The organism is Nocardiopsis sp. LOL_012 (assembly GCF_048060475.1).
Classification (GTDB): Bacteria; Actinomycetota; Actinomycetes; order Streptosporangiales; family Streptosporangiaceae; genus Nocardiopsis.
Genome location: NZ_JBHMIV010000122.1, coordinates 1 through 403, shown reverse-complemented (window position 1 = coordinate 403; position 403 = coordinate 1). Strand labels below are relative to the sequence as shown.

Here is a 403-nt window from a genome sequence, read left to right as displayed (position 1 = left end):
ACGACCCGCCGGTGCTGGTGGTGGACTACAACAACAAGCCCGACCAGGTCGACACCGACTCCATGTCCGACTCCCTGGGCGGGGTGTGCTCCACCGACCCCGACAACCCGCGCCTGCTCAACGACACCACCACCACCTTCCGCGCCACCATCCGCGACTACGACGCCCGCGAGAACTGGGGCAACCAGAAGCTGAAGCTACGCGTGGAGTGGCGCATCGACGGCACCGAGCCCCGCGAGTACGCCGACTCCACCTACGCAGACGTGGGCTACTACTGGGACTACGGCTCCGAGCGGTCGGTGACCGCCACCAACCTGCCCGAGAACGAACTGGTGGGCTACAGGGCGATCGCCCACGACAGCACCGAGTGGGGCTACCCCTGGTCGGACTTCTGCTGGATCAC

Annotated in this window: 1 pseudogene; it reads left to right on the top strand. The window is 66.7% G+C overall.

The features are described 5' to 3' along the window. Positions 1-403 (top strand): annotated as a pseudogene (locus ACFHWE_RS23730) (LamG domain-containing protein); the annotation flags it as partial.